Annotated in this window: 18 protein-coding genes; 2 read left to right on the top strand and 16 right to left on the bottom strand. The window is 33.9% G+C overall.

Going from position 1 to position 26,431, the window contains the following annotated elements:
• Positions 1–4: 4 nt before the first annotated feature.
• Together ruvA and K8Z87_RS00240 are read right to left on the bottom strand one after the other, a co-directional pair.
• Entirely contained in the window at positions 5–586 is a 582-nt protein-coding gene (gene ruvA / locus K8Z87_RS00245; RefSeq protein WP_227475421.1) for a Holliday junction branch migration protein RuvA, read from the bottom strand.
• A gap of 78 nt (positions 587–664) precedes the next feature.
• On the bottom strand, positions 665–2,944 hold the full coding sequence (locus K8Z87_RS00240; protein ID WP_227475420.1) for an NADP-dependent malic enzyme: 2,280 nt from the start codon (positions 2,942–2,944) through the stop codon (positions 665–667).
• Positions 2,945–3,114: 170 nt separating this feature from the next.
• Here K8Z87_RS00240 and K8Z87_RS00235 point away from each other — a divergent pair, with 170 nt between their 5' ends.
• Positions 3,115–4,017 (top strand): DUF6268 family outer membrane beta-barrel protein, encoded by a 903-nt coding sequence (locus K8Z87_RS00235; protein ID WP_227475419.1) that lies wholly within the window; start codon positions 3,115–3,117, stop codon positions 4,015–4,017.
• Between the two features lie 5 nt (positions 4,018–4,022).
• On the opposite strand, the gene queG is transcribed toward K8Z87_RS00235, so the two are convergent.
• From queG to K8Z87_RS00165, 14 genes are all read right to left on the bottom strand, one after another.
• Positions 4,023–4,949 (bottom strand): tRNA epoxyqueuosine(34) reductase QueG, encoded by a 927-nt coding sequence (queG, locus tag K8Z87_RS00230; protein WP_227475418.1) that lies wholly within the window; start codon positions 4,947–4,949, stop codon positions 4,023–4,025.
• 31 nt (positions 4,950–4,980) lie between these two features.
• Entirely contained in the window at positions 4,981–5,292 is a 312-nt protein-coding gene (locus K8Z87_RS00225) for a GIY-YIG nuclease family protein (RefSeq protein WP_227475417.1), read from the bottom strand.
• 115 nt (positions 5,293–5,407) lie between these two features.
• Positions 5,408–6,430 carry a Holliday junction branch migration DNA helicase RuvB gene (gene ruvB / locus K8Z87_RS00220; RefSeq protein WP_227475416.1) on the bottom strand — a complete coding sequence of 341 codons (1,023 nt, stop codon included), beginning with the start codon at positions 6,428–6,430 and terminating at the stop codon, positions 5,408–5,410.
• Positions 6,431–6,617: 187 nt separating this feature from the next.
• Positions 6,618–8,594, bottom strand: coding sequence for an OmpA family protein (locus K8Z87_RS00215; RefSeq protein WP_227475415.1), 1,977 nt, complete (start codon positions 8,592–8,594; stop codon positions 6,618–6,620).
• 18 nt (positions 8,595–8,612) lie between these two features.
• The gene (locus K8Z87_RS00210) at positions 8,613–9,569 is read right to left on the bottom strand and encodes a PorP/SprF family type IX secretion system membrane protein (protein ID WP_227475414.1); all 957 of its coding nucleotides are present in this window, start codon (positions 9,567–9,569) and stop codon (positions 8,613–8,615) included.
• 31 nt (positions 9,570–9,600) lie between these two features.
• On the bottom strand, positions 9,601–13,755 hold the full coding sequence (locus tag K8Z87_RS00205) for a gliding motility-associated C-terminal domain-containing protein (RefSeq protein ID WP_227475413.1): 4,155 nt from the start codon (positions 13,753–13,755) through the stop codon (positions 9,601–9,603).
• A gap of 290 nt (positions 13,756–14,045) precedes the next feature.
• Positions 14,046–15,839: a cytochrome c oxidase subunit I gene (locus tag K8Z87_RS00200; protein WP_227475412.1), complete on the bottom strand. Its 1,794-nt coding sequence runs from the start codon at positions 15,837–15,839 to the stop codon at positions 14,046–14,048.
• A 27-nt stretch (positions 15,840–15,866) separates the two neighbouring features.
• Positions 15,867–16,928, bottom strand: coding sequence for a cytochrome c oxidase subunit II (locus K8Z87_RS00195; protein WP_227475411.1), 1,062 nt, complete (start codon positions 16,926–16,928; stop codon positions 15,867–15,869).
• Positions 16,929–16,952: 24 nt separating this feature from the next.
• Positions 16,953–18,377, bottom strand: a complete 1,425-nt coding sequence (locus K8Z87_RS00190; RefSeq protein ID WP_227475410.1) for a quinol:cytochrome C oxidoreductase — start codon at positions 18,375–18,377, stop codon at positions 16,953–16,955.
• Positions 18,378–18,399: 22 nt separating this feature from the next.
• Positions 18,400–18,954 carry a c-type cytochrome gene (locus K8Z87_RS00185; RefSeq protein ID WP_227475409.1) on the bottom strand — a complete coding sequence of 185 codons (555 nt, stop codon included), beginning with the start codon at positions 18,952–18,954 and terminating at the stop codon, positions 18,400–18,402.
• 1 nt (position 18,955) lies between these two features.
• Positions 18,956–19,495: a DUF3341 domain-containing protein gene (locus K8Z87_RS00180; RefSeq protein ID WP_227475408.1), complete on the bottom strand. Its 540-nt coding sequence runs from the start codon at positions 19,493–19,495 to the stop codon at positions 18,956–18,958.
• Between the two features lie 8 nt (positions 19,496–19,503).
• Positions 19,504–21,246: an NrfD/PsrC family molybdoenzyme membrane anchor subunit gene (gene nrfD / locus K8Z87_RS00175; RefSeq protein ID WP_227475407.1), complete on the bottom strand. Its 1,743-nt coding sequence runs from the start codon at positions 21,244–21,246 to the stop codon at positions 19,504–19,506.
• A gap of 28 nt (positions 21,247–21,274) precedes the next feature.
• Entirely contained in the window at positions 21,275–24,397 is a 3,123-nt protein-coding gene (locus tag K8Z87_RS00170) for a TAT-variant-translocated molybdopterin oxidoreductase (protein WP_227475406.1), read from the bottom strand.
• 87 nt (positions 24,398–24,484) lie between these two features.
• Positions 24,485–25,789, bottom strand: a complete 1,305-nt coding sequence (locus tag K8Z87_RS00165) for a cytochrome c3 family protein (protein WP_227475405.1) — start codon at positions 25,787–25,789, stop codon at positions 24,485–24,487.
• Between the two features lie 212 nt (positions 25,790–26,001).
• Here K8Z87_RS00165 and K8Z87_RS00160 point away from each other — a divergent pair, with 212 nt between their 5' ends.
• The gene (locus K8Z87_RS00160) at positions 26,002–26,391 is read left to right on the top strand and encodes an SPOR domain-containing protein (RefSeq protein WP_227475404.1); all 390 of its coding nucleotides are present in this window, start codon (positions 26,002–26,004) and stop codon (positions 26,389–26,391) included.
• The last annotated feature ends 40 nt before the right edge of the window (positions 26,392–26,431 follow it).

Below are 26,431 nucleotides of genomic sequence, written 5' to 3'. Positions count from 1 at the left end.
GGTGCTATAAATTTTTTAATGCGTCTTTAATTATTTTTTCAACATTGGCATTTGGTTCTTGAGCTAAAATTTTATCTACGACTTTTTCGGATTGTTTTTTATTAAATCCTAAAACTTCTAAAGCTGATAACGCTTCACTTTTGTTAGTATTGTTCTCAATAGTAGAAACTTCATCAATTCCGTAAACCTTTAACACTTTATCTTTTAAATCTAAGATGACCCGTTGTGCTGTTTTAGCACCAATTCCTTTTATAGATTGAATTAAACCTACATCACCACTAGCAATTCCTTCTTTTACTTGTTGCGGAGTTAATGATGATAACATGGTACGTGCAATACTAGCGCCTACACCACTTACAGAAATTAATAATTTAAATATTTCGCGTTCGGTCTGAGAAGAAAATCCATACAATGTATGGGCGTCTTCTCTAACTTGTAAATAGGTGTATAATTTTAAGTTTTCTTGGTCAGGAATTTTAGAATAGGTATGCAATGATATGTGTAATAAATAGCCTACACCATTGCAATCTATAACCACGTCTGTCGGATTCTTTTCAACAAGTTTTCCTTGAAGGTGCGTTATCATGCAGTATTAAAAGTTAGTGCTTCAAATGTAATAAAATTATTTACATATAAAAGCACTTTAAAGGTCTAAAATAAAGGCTTACGAATGTTTTTTACCTTTCTCTTGTGCATCGATTACAGCTATAGCCGTCATATTAACAATTTCATCTACACTTGCATCTAGTTGAAGGATATGAACTGGCTTGCGCATTCCCATCATAATTGGCCCAATAGAGTCTGCTTTATTCAATTCTTTTAAAAGCTTATACGTAATATTTGCAGCATCTAAATTTGGAAACACCAACGTATTAACTTTTTTACCAACCAACTTAGAAAACGGAAATATATCTTGAAGCATTTCAGAATTTAACGCAAAATCGGTTTGTAATTCTCCGTCAACAATCATTTCTGGATATGATTTATGTAAATAAGACACTGCTTCTCTTACTTTACTAGCTCTATCATTTTCTGACGACCCAAAGTTAGAATACGATATCATAGCCACAACAGGCTCCATTCCAAACATTTTAACTACACGAGAAGTCATCTGTGCAATTTTAGCCAAATCTTTTGCTGTAGGCTCTATGTTTATTGAAGTATCACTCAAAAATAAAGGACCTCGTTCAGTCATCATAACATTAGTTGTTGCTATACGAGATACACCATTAGCCATACCAATAAGCTCTAGCATCGGTTTTACCACACTAGGATAACTACGTGAATAACCAGAAATTAAACCATCTGCATCTCCTTGGTTTACCATCATAGCTGCAAAATAATTACGCTCTCGCATAATTTTACGAGCAGAATACTGTGTTACTCCTTTACGATGTCTTCGTTTCCAATAAGCTTCAGCGTATCTATTTCTTCGTTCATTTTCTTCTTCAGATTTTGGGTCTATAATTTCTAAATCTGCTTCGAATTCTATCTCTTCCATTAATTCTAAAATGGTATCTCTACGGCCTAATAAAATAGGGATAGCAACTCCTTCGTCATAAACAATCTGTGCCGCTTTTAGCACATCTAAATGATCTGCTTCTGCATATACAATACGTTTAGGATTTGTACGCGCTCTACCAAGTAATAATCGTACCAATTTATTATCTGAACCTAAGCGTTCTAAAAGTGTAGTTTTGTATTTATCCCAATCTGTTATAGGCTCTTTTGCTACACCACTTTCTATAGCTGCTTTTGCTACAGCTGGTGGTACTTCTGCAATTAATCTAGGATCGAAAGGCTTAGGAATAATATAATCTTTACCAAAAGTTAATCGTGTTTCATCATAAGCTATATTTACTTGTTCTGGCACAGCTTCTTTAGCAAGTTTAGATAACGCCTTTACAGCTGCCATCTTCATAGGTTCATTAATTTTTGTTGCTCTTACATCTAAAGCTCCTCTAAAAATAAATGGAAATCCTAAAACATTATTAACTTGATTTGGATGATCACTACGACCTGTTGCCATAATAATATCATCTCTAGTATCTATTGCTAATTGGTATTTTATTTCTGGATTTGGATTTGCCATAGCAAAAACAATAGGATTAATTGCCATTGTTTTTAACATTGCCGGTGTAACTATATCTGCTTTAGATAACCCTATAAAAACATCAGCGTTTTGCATAGCTTCATCTAAAGCATCTATTTTTCGATGTGTAGCAAATTCTGATTTTTCATCTGTTAAATTCTCTCGATCTTTTCTTATTACACCTTTACTATCGAGCATTACAATATTTTCACGACGTGCTCCAAATGCTTGATATAATCGTGTGCACGAAATAGCCGCCGCACCAGCTCCACTTACTACTATACTTACATCTTCTATATTTTTATCTGCAATCTCTAAAGCATTTAATAAAGCCGCAGCAGAGATAATTGCCGTACCATGTTGGTCATCATGCATTACAGGAATATCGAGCTCATCTTTTAAACGACATTCTATCTCAAAAGCTTCAGGAGCTTTAATATCTTCTAGGTTTATACCACCAAATGTTGGCGCAATATTTTTTACCGTCGCAATAAATTCTTCAATATTTTCGGTATTTATTTCAATATCAAAAACATCAATATCAGCAAATATTTTAAAGAGCAAGCCTTTTCCTTCCATTACTGGCTTAGAAGCTTCAGGGCCAATATTACCCAACCCTAATACAGCTGTTCCGTTAGAGATTACTGCTACAAGATTCCCTTTTGCAGTATATTTATAGGCATTATCTTTATCTTTTTCAATCTCTAAACAAGGTTCTGCAACTCCTGGAGAATATGCTAAAGCTAAATCGCGTTGCGTTGCGTATTTTTTTGTTGGAACGACTTTTATTTTACCTGGAGTAGGTTTTGCATGATATACTAATGCTTCTCTACGTTTGCTTTGTTTACTCATACCTATAGTTTGAACTTACAAAGGTAAGTTCTAGATTTTATATATCTAATTTTAAACAATTATTCTTAATAAATGTCGTTATAATCGCTATAATTTAACAACGCTTTTTGATTTTCATACCATAAAAAGGTTTTGATTTTTCTACTTTTGCAATCTAAAATGATTTGTTCTTGAAACAATACCTCATACTTATTCTCTTTTGTTTTCCTGTTTTCTCTGGGGCGCAAAATTATATCGACTTATTTTCTATAGCATATGGGCATTCATTTAACAATGATTTTGAAAGTGATTTAGGTAGCACAACTGTTAGCTACTTAGATGTAGATTTAACCATTCCTATTCCTATTAACGATAAGTATACGATTATTACTGGACCTATACATAATTCTAATCGTTTAGAGTTTTTTCCTAATAATGGATTTTCCAATGTTTACAGTACAACATTTAAAATTGGTTTAGCTACAAACCACTCTGATAAATGGACTAGTAATTTCATTTTTTTACCTAGATTGTCTTCAGATTTTCAAAACATTACCTCTAATGATATACAATACGGTGGCATTGCTATTATAAATTATAATAAATCTAAAAACTTCTCTTATAAATTTGGAGTTTATAGTTCTACCGAAGCTTTTGGTGTTATCATTTCTCCTTTTTTTGGATGGAATTATCTCAGTAAAAATGGACGTTTTGCTATGGATGTTTTAGCTCCTATCTCATTTGACATTAATTACAGTTTCAACAAATTTACGCTTGGTGTAGATTATAATGGAGTTGGACGTTCTTATAATATTAATGAAGATAATGCTAGACTGTATGCACATCAAAGCTCATTAAAATACACAATATACACTCAACTAAATGTATTAAATAAAAGCGTATTATTGAGAGCTAAATGGGGTTTTGCTTCTAATAATTTTGAACTATACCAGCAAGGAGACCGTGTAGATTTAGCGCTTCCTGGGTTTCAAATTGGTGACAATCGCACACAGTTAAATAAAGATATACAATCTAGTTTTTTGGTTGAGTTTGAAGCGATATACCGGTTTTATATTCCGCAGAAGAAAAAATGATTTTTTTAATCTTTTAGAAAATCAACGTTTCGTTTTAATCCTGAGAACTTTGTACGCTTTACAGCAGATTTTTTAAACACTTTTTTAAACGTATCTTCAGTAATTTCCTCCCAATCTTTTTTTGTCATAGAAAGTAATTCTGGATGCGGATTAAATAAAGGTTCATTATGTGATTGACTAAAGCGGTTCCATGGACAGACATCTTGGCAAATATCGCAACCGAACATCCAGTCATTAAATTGACCTTTAAATTCTGATGGAATATTGTCTTTTAATTCTATAGTAAAATAACTAATACATTTACTGCCATCTACTACATAAGGTTCTGTTATCGCTTCCGTAGGGCAAGCATCTATGCACGCTGTACACGACCCACAATGATCTGTTACAGAAGTGTCGTAATCTAATTCTAAATCGATAATAAGCTCCGCTATAAAATAAAACGAACCTACTTTTTGAGTTAATAAATTGCTGTGTTTACCTATCCAGCCCAAACCCGATTTTGCTGCCCACGCTTTATCTAAAACAGGTGCAGAATCTACAAAAGCACGCCCGTTAACCTCCCCTATTTCGTTTTGAATACAGTGTAAGAGTTCTTTTAGTTTATCTTTAATTACAAAATGATAATCTGTACCATAAGCGTATTTTGACAGCTTATAGCTATTAGCTGTTTGCTCTTGGCTTGGGTAATAATTTAATAACAGAGATACCACACTTTTAGAGTCTTCAACCAACAACGTTGGATCTAAACGTTTATCAAAATGGTTTTCCATATAACGCATTTCTCCATGACTATTATTATTTAGCCATTGCTCTAACCTTGGTGCTTCTGCTTCTAAAAATTCGGCTTTGCTAATTCCACAAGACAAAAAGCCTAGGCGTTTGGCTTCGGTTTTAATGAATTCCGTGTATTTAATTTTATTGTTTATCATTTGTATTGTCACACTGAGCGCAGTCGAAGTGCTAATTATTATATTTATAATGAGTCACATTTCTACATTCTGATAATATTTGGAGCATATCAAAATCCCCACTTATTAATGCTCTTTTTTTAGCTTTAGTCCATCCTTTTATTTTCTTTTCAAAATATATGGCTTGTAAGACATCATTAAATTCTTGATAAAACTCTAATTTTAATGGTCTCCTCTTATAAGTATAAGAATCCTTTTTATAACCTGATTGATGCTCTATAAATCTTTTGGATATATCATTTGTAATTCCTGTATAGTAAGAATTATCTGTACATTTTAAAATGTAGACATAATATAAATACATAAATATTGAATGTTTAAGGCTTCGACTGCGCTCAGCCTGACATTAAATATACTATTCTCAAATCTTATATAGAGTTTATCTTGAGACTAGTCGAAAGACTCAGTCTGATAAAATGTTAAAACAATCCTCCTTGTGTTGGCCCTTTTATTTTTCCTAAATGTTTATAAGCTAATTCGGTAACTTCTCTACCTCTTGGCGTACGCATAATAAAACCTTGTTGTATTAAAAAAGGCTCGTAAACTTCTTCAATGGTTTCTGTACTTTCACTTACTGCAGTTGCTATTGTTGAAATCCCTACTGGACCTCCTTTAAATTTTTCAATAATTGTAGTTAAAATTTTATTGTCCATTTCATCTAAACCATGAGCATCTACATGTAGAGCTTCTAGCCCAAATTTTGCAATTGCAATATCAATACTTCCATTGCCTTTAATCTGTGCAAAGTCTCTAACACGTCTTAGCAAAGCATTAGCAATACGAGGTGTTCCTCGGCTACGTCCAGCAATTTCAATAGCAGCTTCCATTGTAATTGGCATATTAAGTATGGCTGCGCTACGTTGCACAATTGTAGTTAATAATTCTGTACTGTAATATTGTAAACGACTTTGTATACCAAAACGTGCACGCATTGGTGCTGTTAACAATCCTGAACGTGTAGTGGCACCAACTAAAGTGAACGGGCTTAAATTAATCTGAACTGTTCTGGCATTTGGCCCAGACTCAATCATGATATCAATTTTATAATCCTCCATTGCAGAATACAAATATTCTTCTACAATAGGACTTAAACGATGAATTTCATCTATAAAAAGAACATCTCTTTCTTCTAAATTAGTAAGTAAACCTGCTAAATCTCCTGGCTTATCTAAAACAGGTCCTGATGTTACTTTTATACCAACATCTAATTCATTTGCTAAAATATGTGCTAAGGTGGTTTTCCCTAAACCTGGCGGTCCGTGGAATAAGGCATGATCTAAAGCTTCTCCTCTTAGGTTAGCTGCCTGAACGAAAATCTGCAAATTTTCTAATACTTGATCTTGACCTGTAAAGTCTTCAAAAGATAGAGGTCTCAATTTCTTTTCGACATCGAGCTCTTCGGGTGTAAAGTTTTCGTTTGTAGGATCTAAGTTTTCGTTCATGTTACTTCCCACGAAAGTGGGAATCTTTTATTAATAATTCATAAATAAGATTCTTCGTTTCAACTTCGACAAGCTCAGTCTGACAACTCTGAATGACATTCAGCAATAAAACAAATATAAAGAAAAAGCCTTTCTAATCCTGATAATAATCGGGAAGAAAGGCTTTTGAGATAAGCAGTAATAAATTTTAGTTTATAACCTTAAATTCGCAGCGTCTATTAACTTCATAATCTGCTTTAGAGCATATTCCTGGTTTATCACAATGATTTAATGGTTTTGTTTCACCATAACCTTCGCTAGTTAATCGGCTACGTTCTATGCCTCGGCTTACTAAATATTCTAAGGTTGATGCCGCACGTTTTTTAGACAAGTCTAAATTGTATTGATCTCTACCTCTTACATCGGTATGCGCAGACACTTCTATAGACATTGACGGGTATTTTTTCATTAGATCTACTAATACATCTAACGTTTTAGCAGCGTCTTCTCTAATTTTTGATTTATCGAAATCGAAATAGATTTTATCTAACTCTACTTTTACCACACCTTCTTTATCTTTATTTACACGCTCTTCCGCATCTGCAAAAGATTCTAATGATAAATAGATGTTATGGCTTATTTTTCCTTGACTGTCCGTAGAGAACTCAACATCTTGAGGAATATATGCTTTTAGCGTTCCTCTTACAATGTATTTTTTATTTGGTTCTAATTTGAATAAATACTTTGCATTATCATCAACTGTTTGTTCTTGTATTATATTACCAGAATCATCTAATAATATCACTTTAGCTCCTGGTAATATAGCTTTGCTATTTTTATCTTGAACCACACCATCTACTAAATACTTAGTAAGGATATTTTCTTCTCTATCGTAAGTATACAATCTATCGTTACCTGCTCTATTTGATGAGAAGTAGCCTTTGTCATTTTTTTCGTCTATTACAAAAGCAAAATCATCAAGATTACTGTTAATTCCATCTCCTAAATTAACAGGTGCGTCATAAACTCCATTAACATTATTGCTCCTATACACATCTAAACCTCCATAACCAATATAATGGCCATTAGATGAATAATAAAGAACATCTTTATCACTTACATAAGGAAATTGTTCTCTATGTTTTGTATTAATATTACTTCCTAAATTTTCTGGTTCACCATAAGTACCATCATCATTTATAGCTACTTTATAGATATCGAAACCACCTAATCCACCTGGCATGTCACTTGCAAAATATAACGTTTTACCATCTTTACTTAAACTAGGATGCTCTGTACTATATTTATTTGACGTAAATGGTAATGCTTCAATATTTGCCCATTGGTCACCAACTAATTCTGCCTTATAAATTTTAATATGAGCTATACGTTCTTCTTCATCAGTTTTAGATTTAGACTTAGATGTATTTGTTCTATTAAAATACATGGTTTTACCATCTGCAGAAAGTACAGGATTACTCTCATGAGAATCTGTATTTATAGCATCTGAAAACGGAGTTATATTTTCTAATTTACCGCTACTGTTTATCGTTGCAGAATATAGGTCTAAATATGGTTGATCATTCCAGGCAAAAGCAGGATTCTCAGTGTTTCTCGTAGATGCAAATGCGACTTGGTTATCCCCAAAAAAGGTTAACCCAAAATCATTTGATGTACTACCATCATTAAGTTCGTTTATTTTAAACGTATGTGGTGTCGCCTTTTTATTTGCATCGATAAAACTCTGTGTATTAATTCTTTTATTGAAATACTGACTTAAATACTCATCTGCTAACTTATAATTTTTAACTCCTTTTAATGCTTGTGCATATCTAAAATAATATTCTATATCTATAGAATCTTTGTATGTTAAAATAAGTTCTCTATAAGTTTTTATAGCGTTCTGCATATTACTATTGTAGTAATAACTATCCCCTAAATTTTGAAGCACTTTTTGATTTGGCTCTTTTGCTTCATATAACTCTGCAGCTTTTACATAAGCTTTCATTTCAAAAAACTTGTCTGCGCGCTTTAGTTTTTCAGTCTGAGCAGTACTAAAATTAAAAACAAATAGCATGCAAGCAAAAAGATGTATATATGTTTTCATATGTCTGTTTTTTATAATCTTAACTCTAGATTTAAGATTAATTGTTGTTTTAAATACGTTAGATAGATTTGGTTTCATAAGTATAGTATTTAAAGTTTAGAAAAATCTAGGTGAGCGATCATAACCACTCTTTAATCCAAATAAATCGATATCGAAAAGAATAATAATTTCGTGTGAACCAGAACTGAAACTACTTAGATTAGATCTTGTATAATCGTAACTATATCCAATTCTTAAATCTGGTGCTATTCTAAAATTAACAATAGCACTAACAGCATCTTCTAATCGGTAACTAGCTCCTACTTCTAACTTTTCATTGATTAAAACATTTGCTGTAAGATCTAAAGATATTGGAGCACCTGCAACTCCTCTAGCCATAAATGCCGGCTTTAGTTTTAAATTCTCATTAATATCAAACACATAGCCACCTGTTAAAAAATAATGCACATTCTCTTGTCCGATAGCTCTAACACCATTCTCAGACTCTAAATGTCTTGTGGTTAATAGGTTTGGTGCAGATAAGCCCACATAATAATTATCTGAGAAGTAATATGCACCTATCCCTAAATTAGGAAAGGTTTCATTAATGTTTTCATTAAAAGCGAAATCAGTACTTGGTCCTCCAGATTGTAATACAAATCCATTAAAATCCGTATTAAAAAAGGTAACTCCCGCTTTTAAACCAAGCGATAATTTACTCTGTTCTCCTACTGGTAATACATAAGCAAAATCTGCAAAAACATTATTCTCGTCTACAACATCACCAATATTATCGTTTGTAAATGAAATACCTATTTCAATTTTTTCGTTAATTGGAGTATGCGCAAAAAAGGTTGCTGTCTTTGGAGCTCCTTCTACGCCTACCCATTGTGATCTGTATAAACCACCAAGATTTAATATGCCTTGATCTGCTGTTGCATAAGCTGGGTTAATGATGCTCATATTATACATATATTGTGTAAATAGAGGATCTTGTTGTGCGTAACTCTGTAATGAGAAAAATGTCATTAAGGCTACAATCACTGCTTTTTGAGATATATTTAATTTTTTCATGTTCTTAAAATTTGTGTGTTTAGCCAAAATGTTATCTACTTAAATATAAACGTCCTTGAATAGGTCTATTTTCTCCATCGTTAAATGTGAATACATAGAAGTATACGCCAACAGGCAATACCTGACTTCCTAAACTTGATTCAGTAGATCTCCCATCAAAACGAGGGCTAGAAGCATTACCTCTATATACTGTATTTCCATTTCGGTTAAAAATCTCCATTTCGAAATTTGGATATAATATTTCTAAATTATCTATATCAAAAGTATCATTTACTCCATCTCCATTAGGCGAGAACCCATCTGGAATTATTATATCACCACAAGATGTTAGATCTGGTGTTACGGCTAATCTTAAAGAACCTTCGCATCCTGTAACTACATCAATTAAAGCAGCATAATAGGTGTTTCCATTACTTAATAATGTTGAACCTGATACTACATTTCCTCCTGTTGCCGCATCGTACCAAATTACTTCAAAAGCCGCTGAGTTATTCTCTACAATGTTTAATGATAAATCATTTATAGTTGGACTATCATTAATACAATACTCTTCATCAATGTTTATTAATGTTGGCGGAGGTGAATCACTAATAGTTACAATAAGCATAACACTTAAAGAAGATTCACAACCTCCTGCTAAAGTTTGAGTGGCAAAATAATCTTCACCATCAATTAAAGCATCCGCTTCATCTAATAATGTTGCTAAAGTGTCATCTGTATACCAATTAATAGTTCCTGTAAAAGATAACGAACTGTTTAAATCTGCAACAGTAGGATTATCTATAGCACAGAATGAAGGTGTTGCATTTACCACAGTTGGCTCTACAGTATCTTGTACGGTAATTGTTATTTCGGCAGAAGCATCTGTAGAACAAGGTGACGTTGCTAAAACTGTGTACGTATAAGTTCCACTTACGTCTATCGCAGGGTCAAAAATATTAGATCCGCTCGCTAATAGAGGCGACCATGTTCCGTTAGAATCTGGTGTTCCTGTTAAAACAGTTGTTAAATCAAAAGCTCCATCTATTACACAAACTGAACCCGTGTTATCTCCTCCTGCATTAGCTGGCTGTGTTATTGTAACTACAACATCACTTGAAAAAGTACCACAAGCATTAGTTAACTCATAAGTATACGTTCCAGCAGCATCTATTGTTGGATCAAAAACTCCTGTTCCGCTTGTTAATGCCGGTGACCAAACGCCTCCTAGATCTGCGCCTCCTAATAATGGAAATAAATCTATAGTTCCATTATCAGCACATATATTTGTTGAAGCATCAGAGCCAGGATTTAAAGCCTGTTCTATAGTTACCGTAATTGTTGTACTGGCATCTATACATGGTGCATTTGCAGCAATAAAATAAGTAAACTGATATGTTCCTGGTGCAATACCAGAAGCATCAAAAATATTCCCTGTTACTCTACCTGTACTGTCATCATCTTGCCATACACCACCTGAATCTTGAGTACCATCTAAACCTAAGTTTAAATCGATACTATTGTTATCATTACATTCTAATAACCCAGGTGTAATTGGATTTCCTGAAATTGGAGTTGTAGAAATTGTTACTGTTACTTCTAAACGTATAGAAGATTCACAGCCTGTTATATCATCCGTTTGTGTAGCATAATACGTTTCTCCATCTATTAAATCTGTTGATGGATCTAACGGTGAGCCTCCAGTTGGTTCTTCATACCATTGAATAGTTGTTCCTGTAGCTATAAGATCTGCTACAGTAGCACTATCACAAAATGTTTGAGTTATAGCTCCCGTAGGTGTCGTTGTATCATTTATTGTAATACTTACTGTTACTAACACATCATCACATGTACCAATAGCATTAACATCGTAAGTAAAATTAAATGTGCCCGTAGGCAAAGCATCTAAAGTTACTGTATTACCAGATAATGCACCTGAAGCATCATCATCTGTCCAAACACCTGATTGATCTTCACCATCTAATAAATCGAATAAATCAAAGGTTTGTCCTGCAATAATTTCTGCAGCACAAAATACTGCTGGTGCATTTACTGTTCCTGATTCTGGTGCTTCTAATATTGAAATAACTACTGTACTGCTATTAGAACAACCTTCTGGTGAAGTTATACTATATGTGAAATTATAAACTCCGATAGGAAGTATTATTAAGTCTACATCACTACCCGATAAAGCTCCTGTAGCATCATCATCTGTCCATGTTCCTCCAGCATCATTTCCTGTCAATTGGCCAAATAAATCTAATGGCGAATTTGCCGCAACATCATTTTCACAGAACGTAGCAGGAGAAGCTGTACCTGTATTTGGCAATGGGTTTATTGTTATCGTTACTGTTACTAAACTGTCATCACAACTTCCTATAGCATCTACATCGTATGTATAAGTATAAGTGTTTGGTGGTAGTACTGATAAATCTATAATATTTGAAGTCGTTGTACCTGTATTATCGTTACCTATAAACCAAGTACCTGCTTGATCTTCTCCGTCTAATAAATCAAATAAATCAAAAGTTGCAGAACCTTCACCTTCACAAAATTCTGGTGAACTATTTACTGTACCAGATTCTGGTGCTGGTTCTACAGTAATAGATACCGTTTCCATATCGCTACATGCACCATTGTCAATAGTATACGTAAATTGTGTTGTTCCGACAGGAAATACTGTAATGTCTAAGTTTGTTGGATCTGTAACTGTATCTCCGTTAGCATCTGTCCATGTTCCATTATTATTATCTTGAGATCCATCTAAAGTATCAAATAAGTTAAAAGGTGAATTTGCAGCTAAATCATTTTCACAGAATGTCGCATTAACAGCTAAACCTGCATTTGGATCTGGTAAAACAATCACCTGTACCGTAGTTGATTCTTCTGGGCAAGGGTTAGGTAATAGGTTTTGAGTATATGTATAATTGTAAGTCCCTGGGATAAACCCTGTAAAATCTATAGTAGAACCTACAATAGGATCTGTACTTAAGGTTCCTTCGGTCCATTGTCCTCCAGCATCTTCACCTTCTAACAATGTAAACAAATCGAATGCAGATGGTAAGCCAGATTCACAAAACGATGCTGGATTATCCGCCGATGGCGTTCCTGAGGTAAAATTATCGAAAACCGTAATGGTTACTGTAGATGTACCTTCTGGGCAAGTACCATTTGTTGGCACTGTGTATGTAAACACGTAGGTGTCTGGTGTTGTTAAAGTTGAAATATTTACTGTTCCTAAATGACCATTAGTTGTTGTTAATGGGCCAGACCATGTTCCTGTTGTTACTGGCATTCCTGATAATTCATCAAACAAATTAAAATCGGTTGATGGCAAACTATCAAAACAAAAATCTAAATTTGCTGAAGTCCCTGGTTCAGTTGGAGTATCTATAATAACTGTTACAGGAATTGGATTACTATCACAAAAAACATCTACTGCCTGAACGTAGTAGGTATTTCCATCTACTAAAAGACTTGTTGTTGGCAAAGGTGGCTGAATAGGATCACCTGAACTATCAATATTATCGAACCATACAAAAGCATCCGTTGTTCCTGGATCTAAATCTGCAATTGTAGGATTATTAGCCGCACAGAACATTTGTGGATCTGTTGGTGTTGGATCATCAGGAGCTTGAAAAGTCGCTGTAGTTCCTATTTCTATTTGACTTCTACAACCGCCATTAACAAATACAATAAAAAAATTACTACCTCCTATTGGTATAATATCTGTACCATTAGCCAAATTAGTTAAGGCAAAATCTGTATAAACTTCTACCGAACCACCAGAGGGAATAACTGGAGATAAGGTTTGATCTATATACAATTGAATGGTAGGATTCTCATTACTACAATATACGGCATCTAAATTTTGACCTGACGCGTCTACTACAAAGTCAACGGTTAAAGATTCACGTGTTCCACAAGTTCCAGAATCATCACCAGCAAAATATGTGCCTTCACTAACAAGTTCATTGTCATTAAATGGCGCACCACCTGTTGCAGTACTATACCATCTAATACCATTACCTGCATCGTTAGCGAATGTATTTAAATCACTAAATGTAAAACCAGCAGCGTCACATACAGATGGCGCGGGATCGTTAATTGTAGGACATTGTGCATAAGCAGAATAAGATGTCCAAAGTAATACCAAAATATAGAATGTAGTTTTTACTACAGACCCTATCAACGGTTTTGTTCTCATAATAAGTCGGTTAATCAATTTTATTTCTTTAAAATCAAGTAGAATTCTGAATAAATAGAAGTATCAGAATTTTATTTGGGTTCGTTTTACGGTGCAAAATACACTTTTTTTTGTATTTCGTCGTGTTTTTTTTGCGTTTAGTCTGATATTTTTTAAATTTTAACAGTAAAAAGATGATTATTTTTATGTTAAATTGAGGTTATAATACAAACTATAGACATCAAAAAACCTCTTTAATTCTTTATAATTTAAGAATTAAAGAGGTTTTTTGATGTCTAAAAAATTATGTGCTAATGATGGAGTTCTTCTTCTCCTTCTTTCATTGGTACATTTTGCGGCACAAAATCTTCATCATGCCCTGGTTTACTATAATCGTAAGACCAACGGTATACATGAGGAATTTTACCTGGCCAGTTACCATGCATATGTTTAACAGGCGCTGTCCATTCTAATGTATTAGATCTCCATGGGTTTTGTTCAGCTTTTTTACCGTAAAATATGCTTCTAAAGAAATTGTATAAGAATACTAATTGAAAAACACCTCCAATTAAAGCAAACATTGTAATTACAACATTAGCATCCGCGGTATCATCAAATAATGGAAAATTACTGTTAGTATAATAACGTCTTGGCAAACCTGCCATACCTATAAAGTGCATTGGAAAGAAAACTCCATAAGCACAAATAGCAGTTACCCAAAAGTGTAAATACCCTAGATTTTTGTTTAACATACGACCAAACATTCTAGGAAACCAATGATATATTCCTGCAAACATACCATATAATGCTGAAATCCCCATTACTAAATGAAAGTGAGCTACAACAAAATACGTATCGTGTACATTAATATCTAAAGCACTATCCCCTAAAATAATTCCTGTTAAACCACCTGTAATAAATGTTGATACCAGACCTATAGAGAATAACATTGCGGGATTAAGTTGCAAATTACCTTTCCAGAGTGTGGTTATATAGTTAAATGCCTTTACCGCAGAAGGAATGGCAATTAATAGTGTTGTAAATGTAAATACAGATCCTAAGAATGGATTCATACCCGAAATAAACATATGGTGACCCCATACAATTGTAGATAAAAATGCAATAGCTAAAATTGAAGCGACCATGGCACGGTATCCAAAGATAGGTTTACGTGAATTGGTTGCAATAATTTCTGAGGTAATACCTAATGCCGGTAATAGTACAATATATACTTCTGGATGTCCTAAGAACCAAAATAAATGTTCAAATAATACTGGAGATCCACCTTGGTAGTGCAGTACTTCACCTTGAATAAATATATCTGATAAGAAGAATGATGTACCAAAACTTCTATCCATTATTAATAATAATGCTGCAGATAGTAATACTGGGAATGAAATAACACCAATAATAGCTGTTACAAAGAATGCCCATATTGTTAAAGGCAGTCGCGTCATTGACATTCCTTTTGTACGCAAATTAATTACAGTAACAATGTAATTTAATGATCCTAGTAAAGACGATGCTATAAATATAGCCATAGATACGAGCCAAAGTGTCATACCCATACCTGAACCACCTTGAGCCATTGGTAATGCTGATAATGGTGGATATATAGTCCATCCTGCTGCTGCAGGACCAGCTTCTACAAATAATGAAATAACCATTATAACACTAGATAGGAAGAATAACCAATATGAGATCATATTAAGGAACCCTGATGCCATATCTCTTGCTCCAATTTGTAATGGAATTAATAAGTTACTAAACGTACCACTTAAACCTGCCGTTAATACAAAGAATACCATAATAGTACCATGTATTGTTACTAAGGCTAAATAGATATCTGCATCCATTACACCTTCTGGAGCCCACTTACCTAATAAAGCTTCAAATAATACATTTGGCTTTTCTGGCCATGCAATTTGCATACGGAACATTAAAGACATTAATACACCTATAACTCCCATAATAGTACCTGTTATAAGGTACTGTTTTGCAATCATTTTATGATCTTGACTAAATATATATTTAGTTACAAAAGTTTCTTTGTGATGATGTACGTCGTGATCGTCGTGATCGTGTATTTCTGCTGTTGCTGACATAATCTTTATCTAATTCTTAAAACGATTTTAGTTTAATAATGAATTTGGAAACGTTTTCTGTGTCGCCATCCATGCATCATATTCTTCTTGAGTTTCTACAATAATTTTCATTTGCATATTGAAGTGCGATTTACCACAAATTTTATTACATAATAATAAGTAATCAAACTCGTATCGCAAATCTTGGCCGCGTTCTTCTATCTCTTCTCTATTTTCTAATCGCAGTTCGTTAATATTTGCAACCTTATCTTGAATATCTGGATTTTGACGCATCTCCGCAGTTGTAACTGTAGGTGTAAAACCAAATTGTGTAACCATCCCTGGAACGCAATTCATCTGTGCTCTAAAGTGTGGCATATAAGCCGAGTGCAATACATCTTGCGAACGCATTTTAAATAGCACAGGCTTATCAACTACTAAATGCAATTCTGTAACAATAACATCGTCTTGCGCATTGATATCATCTTCTGCAACACCTAAAATATTTGCGCGGTCAATATCAATTAATCTTACATTAGCTTTCCCTAATACATTATCTGCGCCACTATATCTTGCTTTCCAATTAAATTGTTGCGCATATAATTCTATCACCATAGGATCTTCGTCTTCGTCGATATTCATAATATCATTCCAAGTAAACAATCCATAGATAATTAACCCCGCTAAAACAATTACGGGAATAATAGTCCAAATGGCTTCTAAAGTATTATTATCTGCATAAAACAATGCCTTACGTCCTTTTTCGCCTTTGTATTTAAAAGCAAAATAGTGTAATAAAAATTGAGTGATCGTTTGTACTATAAAAATGAGTATCATAGAGATAATCATTAAGTTGTCTAAACCTGGACCATGTGCTGATGCCGAGTTAGACACTAAAGGTAGATCACCTAAATACACAAAGCTAGCTATAGTAATAGCATAGATGAAGATTAAAAAACCTATCATCATATACCCATTAAACGTATTATCCTTGTCGCTTGCTACTTGATTACTTGATCCTCCTATTTGAGCTAAATCAAAAATCTTTACCATTTGCCATATAGCAATGGCTACAAATAGTACTATTATAAATATTAACAAAGTTGTCATTATCGTTTCAGTTCTAATTTAAAATTAATAATGAAAGTGTTCACTCTCTTTAATAAATGGGTTTCGTTTTGCTAACAATGGTGCTTTACTTAAAGCTGTAAATACAAATAACATAAACAAGCCTGCAAATAAGCAAATTGCTCCTACTTCTGGGATACCAATAGACCATCTATCTCCAACCGTAGCTGGCATAATCATATTAAAGATATCTAAATAATGTCCGCAAAGTATTACAACACCTGCCATTACAACAAACCATGGAATACGCTTGTAATCACTATTCATTAATAGTAATAATGGGAATATAAAATTCATAGCGACCATTCCAAAGAATGTTAGTTTATAATCTTCAATACGTGTTACAAAATAAGTGACTTCTTCTGGAATGTTTGAATACCAGATTAACATAAATTGAGAGAACCATAAATAGGTCCAAAAAATACTAATCCCAAACATAAACTTAGCCAAGTCATGTAAATGACTGTCGTTTACAAACTCTAGTAAACCTTTAGATTTTAAGTAAATTGAAATTAATGCAATAACAGTAATACCACTTACAAACATACTTGCAAACACATACCAACCAAATAATGTAGAGAACCAGTGTGGGTCTACAGACATGATCCAATCCCAAGACATCATAGACTCTGTATAAATATAGAATACTAAGAATGCTGCTGACCAACGGAATAACTTTTTAAAGTTTTTATTATCATCTGACTTATCTTGGGCTAAAGACAACCTACGAGAGATCATTCTATATGCTACCCAACCTCCTAAGAAAATTAAGCCTCTAATTATAAAACCTGTTTTGTTTAACCAACCTTTCTTTCCAGCTACAAGAGCATCATAATGACTACTATTTGGATCTACCATATCTGGATTCATCCAAACAAAAATATGGTCTCCTGCTAAATATGCTATTGCCAACACTATAAGTCCTCCGGGCAACACATAAGCAGTAATCCCTTCCATAACTCTAAATAATACTGGTGACCAACCTGCTTGAGCTGCATATTGAATGGCATAAAATGCTAATACACCTAGTGCAATCATAAAAAAGAAAAATGCTGCTACATATAATGCAGACCAAGGTCTGTTATGGATTTGATGTAACACATGTTCTTCATGGCTCATTTCATGACCTTCAACTTCATCTCCATGACTTGCTGATTCTTCATGTTCATCACCATGCGATGTTTCTGCATGCTCTTCGTTGTAAGATTCTTTAACATGTTCTGAGGCTTCTCCATGTGACATTTCTGTTCCATGTTCATTATTAGCTTCTTCTTCGTGCCCACCATGATGTTCACTTGCCAAAAGTTCCTTAACATCATCTACAGTTTTATAATGATGAGAGTCCCAAAAACCATAACCAACACCTAATATGCCTAAGGCTATTAAGATGATAGCTCCTGTTCTTAATCGATTTGAAATTTTATATTCCATTTATATAATCTTTATCTAAATCTTACTTTTCTAAATCTGCTTTAAGTTTCTCAACATAAGCTACAACTTGCCAACGTTCGTCTTCACTCAATTGGTTTGCATAAGAACCCATAGTGTTTTTTCCATATTGAATAACATGGTAAATACTACCTGTTGTAATCGCTCTACCTGCATCATCATAACTAGGCACACCAAGAATTTTCTCGCGTTGTACTAATTTACCTTTACCATCTCCTTTATTACCATGGCAAATACCACAATAAATATCATATAGAGCTTTACCTGTATTATAATCTATAGCCGTAGAATCTATAGGACTGGTTAATGTTGCTTTAGCTAACTCATAACCTTCGTTAGTATCTTCAATTTCATATAAAGAGTAACCTCTAGGAAGTGTACCTTCTACAGGAAGTTGCGCTTCAACTCCATTTTTAAAAGCATCTGATCCTTGATATGTTTCATAACCAACAGACTGATACATGTTAGGCATATATTGATAGTTTCGTCTCGATTTTTTATTACAAGACACAATACTTAATAGCATTACAAATACTACTGTTAATTTAAAAGTCTTCATATTAATGTGCATCTTCATCTTTATCAATACTATTAATTTCTACTGCTCCAGTACCTTTAAGAAGGCTGATTAGTTCATCTTCATTATCATGTACAGCAATCTCCATTAAAAAATGGTCATCAGTAGTTCTCGGATCTGGGTTCTCAGCTTTTTTAAATGGCCACATTCTACTACGTAAATAAAATGTAATTACCATTAAATGGGCTGCGAAGAATACCGTAAGCTCAAACATAATTGGCACAAAAGCCGGCATGTTTTCTAAATAACTAAAACTTGGCTTACCACCAATATCTTGTGGCCAATCTTTAATCATTATAAAATTCATCATTGTGATAGCTACCGTTAAGCCAACACAACCATACATAAATGCAGTAATAGCAATACGTGTTGGTTCTAAACCCATAGCCTTGTCTAGTCCATGAACAGGAAAAGGTGTGTATATCTCTTCAATGTGATGTTTTTCTGCCTTTACCTTTTTAACGGCAGACATTAATACATCATCATCGGTATAAATAGCATGAATTACTTTTGAAGCTTCCATAGACTATATTAGTTATTTAATAAATTTTTAGCTTGTCCTGCCCAATCATCACGTTCTGCTCTCCCAGGGAAAGATTCAGTAATTGAGTCTAACAAGTCGTATTCTTTTTTTGTCATCTTACTTACTTGTAAGAATGTGTAAATTCCTATACTGTTAAGTACTTCTTCCATTTTAGGTCCAACTCCACTGATTTTCTTTAAATCGTCAGCAGTATCTGAAGCAGCATCAAATGTTCCTATAGTTCCTAAAAGGTTATTTACTTTTTCAGAATTGTTAGAAGAAGCATCATCGTTACTAGATGAACTTTCTACATTTGTTACAACTCCATTAGAGGTTCTAGAATCCGATCCAGTTCCTACTAAACTATCTCCACGTTCTCTAATTTTCTTATAACGTTCACCCGATGACTTTAAAATTGTTTTTACTTCTGCTTGTGCTATCACTGGGAATGTACGTGAGTATAATAAGAATAGTACAAAGAAGAATCCTATAGTTCCTATAAAAATACCTATATCTACAAATGTTGGTGAGAACATTGACCAAGATGATGGTAAATAATCTCTATGTAATGACGTTACAATAATTACAAAACGCTCAAACCACATTCCTATATTTACTATAATTGAAATAAAGAATGAAAACATAATACTTGTACGCAATTTTTTAAACCACATAAACTGAGGTGAGAATACATTACAAGACATCATTGCCCAATATGCCCACCAGTAAGGGCCAGTTGCTCTATTTAAAAATGCATATTGCTCATACTCTACACCAGAATACCATGCAATAAATAGCTCAGTAATATATGCAACACCTACAATAGAACCCGTAATCATAATAACGATATTCATCAGCTCTATATGTTGCACTGTGATATAATCTTCAAGACTACATACTTTACGCATAATAATAAGAAGCGTATTTACCATAGCAAAACCAGAGAAAATAGCCCCAGCAACAAAGTATGGTGGAAAAATTGTAGTATGCCAACCTGGAATTACCGATGTTGCAAAATCAAACGATACAATGGTATGTACAGAAAGTACTAATGGTGTTGCTAAACCTGCAAGCACCAAGGATACTTCCTCAAAACGTTGCCAATCTTTAGCTCTACCAGACCAACCAAAACTAATTAAAGAATATATTTTCTTTTGAAATGGTCTAACAGCTCTATCTCTAATCATTGCAAAATCAGGTAATAATCCTGTCCACCAAAATACTAATGACACTGATAAATATGTAGAAATTGCAAACACATCCCAAAGTAATGGTGAGTTAAAGTTTACCCATAATGATCCAAATTGATTAGGAATTGGTAATACCCAATATGCTAACCATGGACGACCCATGTGAATGATTGGAAATAAACCGGCTTGCACTACAGAGAATATTGTCATCGCCTCTGCAGAACGGTTAATGGCCATTCTCCATTTTTGACGGAATAATAATAATACAGCAGATATTAAGGTTCCTGCATGACCTATACCAACCCACCAAACAAAGTTAGTAATATCCCAAGCCCAGTTAACAGTCTTGTTAAGACCCCAGACTCCGATACCAGTTGATACGGTGTAAATAATACAACCTATTCCCCAAAGGAATGCCACAAGTGCAATACTGAAAACAATCCACCAAGAGCGATTTGCTTTTCCTTCAACGGGTCTAGCAACATCGACGGTAACGTCGTGATAAGATTTTTCTCCTGTTACTAAAGGTCTTCTAATAGGTGCTTCGTAATGAGACGCCATAATTATATAATTGATTCTTTAATTAGTCTTATGCTTTTTTTGTATTTCTCACTTTAGTTTGGTAGAACACATTTGGTTTTGTACCTACACTTTCTAATAAATGATACATACGGTCATCTTCTTTTAATTTTGCTACTTCGCTAGCTTTATCATTAACATCTCCAAAAATCATAGCTCCGCTTCCACAAGCAGCAGAACATGCTGTTTGGAATTCTCCATCTTTAATTTCACGTCCATCACGTTTAGCATCAAGGATTGTTTTTTGTGTTTTTTGAATACACATAGAACATTTTTCCATTACACCACGAGAACGTACAGTTACGTCTGGGTTTAATACCATACGCCCTAAATCATCATTCATAAAGTAATCGAACTCATCATTTTGGTTGTATAAGAACCAGTTGAAACGACGTACTTTATATGGACAGTTGTTTGCACAGTAACGTGTACCTACACAACGGTTATATGCCATATGGTTTTGACCTTGACGACCGTGAGCTGTTGCTGCAACAGGACAAACTGTTTCGCAAGGTGCGTGATTACAATGCTGACACATTACAGGCTGGAATGCTACCTGAGGATTATCTGCAGGATCTTCCATTCTTCCAAAAGTGGATAATGAACCATTTCCTTCTCTATCACCAAACAGATAATTTCCTAATCCTAATCCATCTGCATTATCTTTTTCATTATCATCTCCTTCAAACGTATCATTATGAGAATAATATCTATCAATACGCAACCAGTGCATATCTCTACTTCTTCTTATTTCAGATTTACCAACTACTGGTACATTATTTTCTGCGTGACATGCAATAACACAAGCTCCACAACCTGTACATGCATTTAAATCAATAGATAAATTGAAGTGATGTCCAACAGAACGATCAAACTCATCCCAAAGATCAACATCTGGAGATGTAACTGGTGTTTCAATATGGTTTAAAGATACTTGAGGTACTTCATTCCAATAGTGTTTATCTTTAGTATTGAAAATCTCTAAAGTCGTTTCTTTAATAATATCACCACGACCCATTAACGTATTATGCAACTGTACACATGCAAACTCATGCATACCTGAAGCTTTAGAAATACTTACTTCTTGAGTTGTATTAAAGTTTTGATATAAAGGATAGGCATTTACACCTGTCTGTAATTCTTCTTTTAAACCTGCTGTTCTACCATAACCTAAAGATAAACCTACAGATCCTTTAGCTTGACCTGGTTGAATAATAACTGGCACATTATTAATAGTAACTCCATTAACCGTAACATCTACTTTACTACCATTAAGTCCTCCATTAGCAACATTTTCATTAACTAATCCTAGACTTTCAGCATCTGCTTTAGATACAGTAACATAATTATCCCAAGATGTTCTTGTAATAGGATCTGGAAACTCTTGTAACCATGGGTTATTGGCTTGTTGACCATCTCCCATACCCGTTTTAGTATATAATGCCAATTCCATAGCTCCACTTTTAGCAGAAGCTACAAGTGCACTTGCCGCATTATTAGAAGGAGTTTCTAAATCAGTATCATCAGTACTAACTTCTGATGAAGATGCGCTTACAAAAACACCATCATGTAAAGCTTGGTTGTAAGATGCACCATTAAGAATGGTTTCTTTCCAATTGGCTTTTATATAATCATTATAAGTACTTGAATTATCTGTCCAAGTTAATAATGCGTCTTGAAATTGCTTTGTGTCAAATAATGGACGTATTGCAGGTTGCATTAAAGCAAAATGACCTGTTTTTATTTCTACATCACCCCAAGATTCTAAATAATGTGGTGCCGCTGCAACATAATTACAGTTAGAAGCCGTCTCGTCTTCTTTCATAGAAAACGCTATTGACATAGTATTTTTTAATCCTTCAGCAAAATCTGAAGCATTTGGTAAGGTATACATTGGATTTACACCACTCATTACAAGTGCACCTACTTTACCAGCTTTTAAATCTGCTATAAGTTGAGTCACTGCGCTATCACTACCTTGTTTTGTATGTATCGCTGTTTTAGTATCAAATGCTTTACTAGATAACGTTTGGTTAATATCTAATACTAAAGTTTGTGCATTAACGTCTTGAATACCCGAAACCACAACTCCGTTGCTTCCTGCTTTTCTTAATTCTTCAGCAGCTTTGCGCACTGCAGCATCTAATGGCTGAGAAAGTTGTGCTCCACCAGCAGAATTACCAGTGATATAACTGTATAATTTTGCTAAAGCTAATTTTTGTTCGCTTGGTTTTAAAGGCACACGCTTATCTGCATTAGCACCAGTTAAAGACATGTTAGACTCAAACTGAATATGACGCGACATTTTTCCATGATCTGGAACACGTTTTGAAGCATAACCCGCATCAAAACCTCCTCCTTGCCAATCTCCTAAGAAATCAGCACCAATAGAGATTATAGTCATTGCTTTAGAGAAATCGTAATTTGCTAAAGCACGTTTACCATATTTTGCTTGAAACGCATCTAATGCGGCAGATTCAGAAATGGCATCGTATTGTACATGACGTACGTTTGCGTAGTTATTAGAAAACTCTTCAATTAATTTACTTGTTGAAGGACTTGCAAAAGTTTGTGTTAATAACACTATATCTTTACCAGATGCGCTTGCATCATTTAAAGCTTTCTTTGTTTCAGAATTAAATACAGACCAAGAAATATCTTCACCTCCTTTTTTAGCATTTTTAACTCTTAAGCTATCATATAATCCTAAAACCGAGGCATTAACTCTGGCATTGGCATGGCCATTTGCTTTTGCTAAATTGTTATTCTCAATTTTTATAGGACGACCTTCTCTTGTCTTCACTAAAACACTTGCAAAATCGAATCCATTAGCAATAGTTGTAGCATAGTAATTAGCAACACCTGGAATAATTTCCTTTGGTTGATTTACATAAGGAATAGATTTAATAACTGGTCCTTCGCAAGCAGCTAATGATGCTGCTGCGGTACTAAAACCAACATATTTTAAGAAATCACGACGCGTTGTCGACGAAGATTCTAAAGTTTCTTTGTCGCCTAAAAACTCATCTGTTGGTATTTCTTCAACAAATTCATTCTGTTGTAGCGTCTCAACAATAGAGCTATTTTCATTTAGCTCTTCAACACTTTTCCAGTATTTCTTGTTTGATGACATATGATTCTGAATTACTTCTTATTATATTATAATTAAATTAATCTCTTAAAAGAGATTTCCACTTACGTGGTGCTACTAAAGCAATGTTTAATAGTGACATTTACCACATTCTAATCCACCCATCTGTGCTGCAGTTAACTGCTCAACTCCATATTTTTTAGACAGTTGTTCGTGAATTTTAGTATAGTAAGGATTATCTTTAACTTTAACGTTTGTCTCTCTATGACAATTAATACACCAGCCCATTGTTAATGGTGCATCTTGGCGCATTATTTCCATTTCTTCTACAGGTCCATGACAAGTTTGACACTCAATACCTCCAACAGTAACGTGCTGTGAGTGATTGAAATATGCAAAATCTGGAAGATTATGAATACGTATCCATTTTACCGGACTAGCATCTCCTGTATATTCTTGCTCAGTATCATCCCAACCTGCTGCTTTGTATAGTTTTTGAATTTCTAGATTGTAATCTACTCCATATGTTTCACCTTCAGCTAATGTTTCTGGTGCTACTTCAGAAATTGATTTATGGCAGTTCATACATACATTTAAAGACGGAATACCAGACGTTTTACTTACTCTAGCAGAAGAGTGACAGTATTTACAATCAACACCATTATCACCAGCATGTATTCTATGTGAAAAATGTATTGGCTGTACAGGCTCATAACCTTGATCGACACCTACTTGCATTAAATAACCATAAACAAAGTAACCACTAGCTAATAAAAAGAAAATTGCAGTAACTAGTACTAAGAATTGATTTTGCACAAATGCTTTCCAGATTGAAGTTCCTTTAGGTGTTTCTTCTATAGCAATGTCTTTAGCTTCTGCAAAACGCTTTAATGTACGTTTTACCAATATTAAGGCTAAAGCTAATAATGCAAACAACAATGCTAATGCTGCAAGAATTAATGTGTTTGAACCTTCTTTAGGTTTTGATTGATCACATCCAGGCCCACCAGGATTTGCAATACAGGGATCTTCAGGTAGAGGTGGCAATGGAGCAGCGGTATAAGCCAAAATATTAGAGATATCATCATCACTTAACTGCGGAAATGGAGTCATCGCTGTTTGGCCATACTCATTATATATTTTGTTAGCGTATGCGTCTCCAGATTTAATAACAGCAGGACTATTTCTTACCCATGCATAGATCCAATCTCTATCTAAACCTTGCTCATCGGCTAGTCTCGCTTCAATATTACGTAGTGCAGGTCCTGTAGATTTTTTATCTAATCTATGACAAGATGCACAATTGGTATTAAATAAACTTTTACCTTTTTCTGGGTCTTCTTGGGCCAAAAGTGTGGTTGAAAACGTAAGTAATAAAATAAAACCTAAATGAAGAATTTTTGAGGTTAAATTACGGTAGATAACGTGTTTCATATTGTTAGTTGAATTATCTTCTAAACTTTGGTACGATTTTTTCATTTAAACTGAAAAAAGTGATTTTAAAAACTCATGCAAAAGTAAGATATAAAAGTCGATTTCAGAAATGTTACAGAAGTCTTAATAACTAATTTATAAAGGTTCTAAATAACAATATAAATACCAATTTCGTTAATAAAATATACCTTTGCAATTAAATAGAATACACCATGAAACAAAACACTCTTAAAAACCTGATTTTCTTAACATTATTACTGTCTTCTTATTTAGTTTCTGCCCAAGAAGCTAGTGTTACTGTAATACAAGACAAATCTATTGATCGCCTTTTAGAGTTTAAAAAAGATTTAAGGACATTAGATATTTATAAAATTCAAATATTTTCAGGCGATCGTTCTACGGCTGAAAAAACAAAATCTGAATTCTTGCAAATTTTTAAAGATTGGAAAACTACTATGGAGTTTAATACTCCTAATTATAAAATATGGGTTGGTAATTTTAGAGAACGCCTTGAGGCAGATAGAGCATTAGCAAAAATTAAAAAAGAATATAGTGGTGCTTTTATTTTTCAGCCCAAAAAAGATAAAGTGTCAAAAAAATAAGGCTTAATATAAAGCATAAAAAAAGCCGCAAAATGCGGCT

Source organism: Winogradskyella immobilis (assembly GCF_021887715.1).
GTDB lineage: Bacteria > Bacteroidota > Bacteroidia > Flavobacteriales > Flavobacteriaceae > Winogradskyella > Winogradskyella immobilis.
The sequence above is the reverse complement of the archived record's forward strand: the minus strand, read 5'-3'. Positions and strand labels throughout refer to the sequence as shown.

Coding starts and splice junctions, on each gene's coding strand:
- ruvA (WP_227475421.1), bottom strand. CDS start 586: ATGATAACGCACCTTCAAGGAAAACTTGTTGAAAAGAATCCGACAGAC.
- K8Z87_RS00240 (WP_227475420.1), bottom strand. CDS start 2,944: ATGAGTAAACAAAGCAAACGTAGAGAAGCATTAGTATATCATGCAAAA.
- queG (WP_227475418.1), bottom strand. CDS start 4,949: ATGATAAACAATAAAATTAAATACACGGAATTCATTAAAACCGAAGCC.
- K8Z87_RS00225 (WP_227475417.1), bottom strand. CDS start 5,292: ATGTATTTATATTATGTCTACATTTTAAAATGTACAGATAATTCTTAC.
- ruvB (WP_227475416.1), bottom strand. CDS start 6,430: ATGAACGAAAACTTAGATCCTACAAACGAAAACTTTACACCCGAAGAG.
- K8Z87_RS00215 (WP_227475415.1), bottom strand. CDS start 8,594: ATGAAACCAAATCTATCTAACGTATTTAAAACAACAATTAATCTTAAA.
- K8Z87_RS00210 (WP_227475414.1), bottom strand. CDS start 9,569: ATGAAAAAATTAAATATATCTCAAAAAGCAGTGATTGTAGCCTTAATG.
- K8Z87_RS00205 (WP_227475413.1), bottom strand. CDS start 13,755: ATGAGAACAAAACCGTTGATAGGGTCTGTAGTAAAAACTACATTCTAT.
- K8Z87_RS00200 (WP_227475412.1), bottom strand. CDS start 15,839: ATGTCAGCAACAGCAGAAATACACGATCACGACGATCACGACGTACAT.
- K8Z87_RS00195 (WP_227475411.1), bottom strand. CDS start 16,928: ATGACAACTTTGTTAATATTTATAATAGTACTATTTGTAGCCATTGCT.
- K8Z87_RS00190 (WP_227475410.1), bottom strand. CDS start 18,377: ATGGAATATAAAATTTCAAATCGATTAAGAACAGGAGCTATCATCTTA.
- K8Z87_RS00185 (WP_227475409.1), bottom strand. CDS start 18,954: ATGAAGACTTTTAAATTAACAGTAGTATTTGTAATGCTATTAAGTATT.
- K8Z87_RS00180 (WP_227475408.1), bottom strand. CDS start 19,495: ATGGAAGCTTCAAAAGTAATTCATGCTATTTATACCGATGATGATGTA.
- nrfD (WP_227475407.1), bottom strand. CDS start 21,246: ATGGCGTCTCATTACGAAGCACCTATTAGAAGACCTTTAGTAACAGGA.
- K8Z87_RS00170 (WP_227475406.1), bottom strand. CDS start 24,397: ATGTCATCAAACAAGAAATACTGGAAAAGTGTTGAAGAGCTAAATGAA.
- K8Z87_RS00165 (WP_227475405.1), bottom strand. CDS start 25,789: ATGAAACACGTTATCTACCGTAATTTAACCTCAAAAATTCTTCATTTA.
- K8Z87_RS00160 (WP_227475404.1), top strand. CDS start 26,002: ATGAAACAAAACACTCTTAAAAACCTGATTTTCTTAACATTATTACTG.